General features: G+C 59.6%; 2 rRNA genes. Both read left to right on the top strand.

Annotated elements, in window-relative coordinates:
* Nucleotides 1-283: 283 nt before the first annotated feature.
* A 16S ribosomal RNA gene (locus G1C98_RS09235) occupies nucleotides 284-1814 on the top strand.
* Between the two features lie 438 nt (nucleotides 1815-2252).
* Nucleotides 2253-5310: ribosomal RNA gene (locus G1C98_RS09240) — 23S ribosomal RNA — on the top strand.
* Together the 16S and 23S rRNA genes form the textbook arrangement of a ribosomal RNA operon.
* Nucleotides 5311-5474: the final 164 nt, after the last annotated feature.

The following is a 5474-nucleotide window of genomic DNA, read 5'->3' on the forward strand; positions in this document are numbered from 1 at the left end:
GGGGGCGTGGTTGGTGTAAGTTTTTCTCTTGCTGCTCGGCACGGGGGTTCGCCCCTTGGGTCTGGTTCCTCCGGGTCCGGTGCGGTGGTGGTTTGAGAACTCAAGAGCGTGTCTGTACTACTTTATGCAAGTCAATGATTGCCAGTCCGCCGTCCGCTCCCGTTGGGAGTGGCCGAGGGGCCTTGAAGGTCGGCGGGGTTTTCGTGCGATGCGCCTTTCCTTATAAGGCGATCGTCAATTTTCTTTTTTTTGGAGTCACATGTTGATTCCTTTCACGAGGTTTTTTGTGGAGGGTTCGATTCTGGCTCAGGATGAACGCTGGCGGCGTGCTTAACACATGCAAGTCGAACGGGATCGGCTGGAGCTTGCTCCGGCCGTGAGAGTGGCGAACGGGTGAGTAATGCGTGACCGACCTGCCCCGTACACCGGAATAGCTCCTGGAAACGGGTGGTAATGCCGGATGCTCCAGCTGATCGCATGGTCAGCTGGGAAAGATTTTATCGGTATGGGATGGGGTCGCGTCCTATCAGGTAGTCGGCGGGGTAACGGCCCACCGAGCCTACGACGGGTAGCCGGCCTGAGAGGGCGACCGGCCACATTGGGACTGAGATACGGCCCAGACTCCTACGGGAGGCAGCAGTGGGGAATATTGCACAATGGGCGCAAGCCTGATGCAGCGACGCCGCGTGCGGGATGACGGCCTTCGGGTTGTAAACCGCTTTTGTTGGGGAGCAAGCCTTCGGGTGAGTGTACCCTTCGAATAAGCACCGGCTAACTACGTGCCAGCAGCCGCGGTAATACGTAGGGTGCAAGCGTTATCCGGAATTATTGGGCGTAAAGAGCTCGTAGGCGGTTCGTCGCGTCCGGTGTGAAAGTCCATCGCTTAACGGTGGATCTGCGCCGGGTACGGGCGGGCTGGAGTGCGGTAGGGGAGACTGGAATTCCCGGTGTAACGGTGGAATGTGTAGATATCGGGAAGAACACCAATGGCGAAGGCAGGTCTCTGGGCCGTTACTGACGCTGAGGAGCGAAAGCGTGGGGAGCGAACAGGATTAGATACCCTGGTAGTCCACGCCGTAAACGGTGGATGCTGGATGTGGGGCCCATTCCACGGGTTCCGTGTCGGAGCTAACGCGTTAAGCATCCCGCCTGGGGAGTACGGCCGCAAGGCTAAAACTCAAAGAAATTGACGGGGGCCCGCACAAGCGGCGGAGCATGCGGATTAATTCGATGCAACGCGAAGAACCTTACCTGGGCTTGACATGTTCCCGACAGCCCCAGAGATGGGGCCTCCCTTCGGGGCGGGTTCACAGGTGGTGCATGGTCGTCGTCAGCTCGTGTCGTGAGATGTTGGGTTAAGTCCCGCAACGAGCGCAACCCTCGCCCCGTGTTGCCAGCACATGATGGTGGGAACTCACGGGGGACCGCCGGGGTTAACTCGGAGGAAGGTGGGGATGACGTCAGATCATCATGCCCCTTACGTCCAGGGCTTCACGCATGCTACAATGGCCGGTACAACGGGATGCGACATGGCGACATGGAGCGGATCCCTCAAAACCGGTCTCAGTTCGGATTGGAGTCTGCAACCCGACTCCATGAAGGCGGAGTCGCTAGTAATCGCGAATCAGCAACGTCGCGGTGAATGCGTTCCCGGGCCTTGTACACACCGCCCGTCAAGTCATGAAAGTGGGTAGCACCCGAAGCCGGTGGCCCAACCAGTTTTCTGGGGGGAGCCGTCTAAGGTGAGACTCGTGATTGGGACTAAGTCGTAACAAGGTAGCCGTACCGGAAGGTGCGGCTGGATCACCTCCTTTCTACGGAGAATACAGGCCACTGTCCGGTGGCCGGTGCGAACCCCGAGCCCGCGGAATGGTTCCGTGGTTTTTGTTTCGGGGATGCTGGTGTGGAAGAGATCATGCGCTTGCATGGTGCGGGCATGCTTTTGGGCTCCCGGACCGCCACCCCGCAGGTTTCCTGCGGTGCGGTTCCGATGCCCATGCGGAGTACGCGGGTTCCCCTCGGGGGCTTGCGGGAACGCGTGGCGCGTGGTGGTTTGAGAACTGGATAGTGGACGCGAGCGATTCGGAAGGAATCCTGTTTCTTCCGTTTTGCTTTTATTGTTTTTCGATCGAACTCTTTAGATTGATTCTGATTTATTGTTGTTCGTCGATCGTTTTGTGATCATTTCAGATGTGATGATTTGTCGTCTGGGAATTTGCCGATAGGGCGCTTGCGGGTCCCGTACGGGTGTATGGGTTGCCTGCAAGGGCGTGGGGTGGATGCCTTGGCAGACAGGACCGATGAAGGACGTTGGAGGCTGCGATAAGCCTCGGGGAGCCGCCAACCGGGCTTTGATCCGAGGATTTCCGAATGGGGAAACCCGCCGGCCGTCATGGGCCGGCACCGCCTTCGGGCGGGGGGTACGCAGGGAAGTGAAACATCTCAGTACCTGCAGGAGAGGATATTCCGTGAGTAGTGGCGAGCGAAAGCGGATCAGGCCAAACCTTGGGCGCGCGATACCCGTCGGGGGTTGCGTCCTGGGTGTTGTGGGAAGCCCTGTCCCGATGCCGACGCGTCGGGCGGGAGTCACAAAACCATGTCTTAGGCGAACCGGGTTGAATACCGGGCCGCAGAGGGTGATGGCCCCGTAGCCGTAGGGACATGGTCTTCCGATGGGTTCTCCCAAGTAGCACGGGCCCCGTGGAATCCCGTGCGAATCCGTGCAGACCGTTGCATAAGCCTAAATATTCCTGTCTGACCGATAGCGAACGAGTACCGTGAGGGAAAGGTGAAAAGTACCCCGGGAGGGGAGTGAAATAGTCTCTGAAACCGTGCGCCTACAAACCGTCGGAGCCTTTAGGGGTGACGGCGTGCCTATCGAAAAATGAGTCTGCGAGTCAGTGGCATGTGGCGAGGCTAACCCGGGTGGGGGAGCCGTAGCGAAGGCGAGTCTCAAAAGGCGTTTTGAGTCGCGTGCCCTGGACCCGAAGCGGGATGATCTAGCCCTGGGCAGGTTGAAGCGCGGGTAAGACCGCGTGGAGGACCGAACCCACTTAGGTTGAAAACTGAGGGGATGACCTGGGGCTAGGGGTGAAAGGCCAATCAAATTCCGTGATAGCTGGTTCTCTCCGAAATGCATTTAGGTGCAGCGTCGCGTGATTACATCCGGGGGGTAGAGCTACTGGATGCTTGCGGGCCCATACCGGGTACCAACAGCAACCAAACTCCGAATACCCGTGATGCGTATCGCGGCAGTGACTCAGCGGGGGATAAGCTCCGTTGTGGAAAGGGAGACAGCCCAGATCGTCGTCTAAGGTCCCCAAGCGTGTGCTAAGTGGGAAAGGATGTGGAGTCGCATAGACAGCCAGGAGGTTGGCTCAGAAGCAGCCACCCTTGAAAGAGTGCGTAACAGCTCACTGGTCTAGTGGTTCCGCGCCGACAATGTAGCGGGGCTCAAGCACACCACCGAAGACGCGGCAGTACTTTGTACTGGGTAGGAGAGCGTCCCGTGCGGGGCGAAGCGGCCGCGTAAGCGCGTCGTGGACTGCACGGGAGTGAGAATGCAGACATGAGTAGCGAGAGCGGGGTGAAGATCCCCGCCGCTGGATGACCAAGGGTTCCGGGGCCACGTTCATCGTCCCCGGGTTAGTCGGGTCCTAAGGCGAGGCCGACAGGCGTAGTCGAATGGATGAACGGGTCGATATTCCCGTACCGGCTTTGGGCCGCCCGGTCCGAGACCGGGGTGCTAACCTCCGTTCCGGTTTCCGTGCCTTCCTTCGGGTTGGCGTGGTTCCGGCGCGTTGGGAACCGCCCGGCAGTAGGGCAGCGCAGGAGTGACACGGACAGGTAGCCGGCCGCGGAGGTGGTTTTCCGTGGTCAAGCACGCAGCCGGTCGCACAGGCAAATCCGTGCGACGCGTACGGCGAGGTGCGATGATGGGGGCCCTACGGCCCGATATCCGGTGATCCTGGCCGTCGAGAAAAGCTTCGGCGCGAGGACCAATGCCGCCCGTACCCCAAACCGACACTGGTGGTCAGGTAGAGAATACCAAGGCGATCGAGCGAATCCTGGTCAAGGAACTCGGCAAATTGCTCCCGTTCCTTCGGTTCAAGGGAGACCCCCTGCTGTGAACGGGCTTGCCCCGGGAGCGGCGGGGGGTGGCACAGGCCAGGGGGTAGCGACTGTTTACCAAAAACACAGGTGCATGCGAAGGCGAAAGCCGCTGTATATGCACTGACGCCTGCCCGGTGCCGGAAGGTTAAGAGGATCCGTCAGCTTCGGCGAAGCGGTGAATTCAAGCCCCGGTAAACGGCGGTGGTAACTATAACCATCCTAAGGTAGCGAAATTCCTTGTCGGGTAAGTTCCGACCTGCACGAATGGCGTAACGACTTCCCCACTGTCTCGACCAGGAGCTCGGCGAAATTGCAGTACGAGTAAAGATGCTCGTTAAGCGCAGAAGGACGAAAAGACCCCGGGACCTTTACTATACCTTGGTATTGGCATTCGGTGTGGATTGTGTAGCATAGGCGGGAGGCTGCGAGGCATGGGCGCCAGCCCGTGCGGAGCCGCAAGGTGAAATACCGCTCTGTTCGCATTGGATGTCTAACCTCGACGAGTCATCCTCGTCAGGGACAGTGCCTGGCGGGTAGTTTAACTGGGGCGGTTGCCTCCCAAAGAGTAACGGAGGCGCTCAAAGGTTCCCTCAGCCCGGTTGGCAATCGGGTGGCGAGTGTAAGCGCACAAGGGAGCTTGACTGCGAGACTGACGGGTCGAGCAGGGACGAAAGTCGGAGCTAGTGATCCGGTGCCGGCGTACGGACGCGGCATCGCTCAACGGATAAAAGGTACCCCGGGGATAACAGGCTGATCATTCCCAAGAGTCCATATCGACGGGATGGTTTGGCACCTCGATGTCGGCTCGTCGCATCCTGGGGCTGGAGCAGGTCCCAAGGGTTCGGCTGTTCGCCGATTAAAGCGGCACGCGAGCTGGGTTCAGAACGTCGTGAGACAGTTTGGTCTCTATCCTCTGCGCTCGTTGGAATCCTGAGGAGGCCTGCCCATAGTACGAGAGGACCTGGGTGGACGAACCTCTGGTATGCCGGTTGTCGCGCCAGCGGCACGGCCGGTTGGCTACGTTCGGAAGGGATAACCGCTGAAAGCATCTAAGCGGGAAGCCTGCTCCGAGATTAGGATTCCTCGCGGCCTCGGGCCGCGCGACCCCCCATGTAGAACACGTGGTCGATAGGCCGGACGTGGAAGCCCCGCGAGGGGTGGAGCTGACCGGTACTAACGGGGGAAAGGCAATCATACTTTCACCATCCGCTTGGGTGGTGGCCCGTATTGCGTCCTGTTTGGTTGTTCCCTCGGCAGGGAGCGTCCGATCTGCGTCACAAGACGAAATGTTTTCGCGTCCATTGTCCGGTTCCCGGACCGTCACGGTCCGATCCCCCCGAACCGTGTTCGGGGACGGTCGA

The organism is Bifidobacterium erythrocebi (assembly GCF_012932675.1).
Classification (GTDB): domain Bacteria; phylum Actinomycetota; class Actinomycetes; order Actinomycetales; family Bifidobacteriaceae; genus Bifidobacterium; species Bifidobacterium erythrocebi.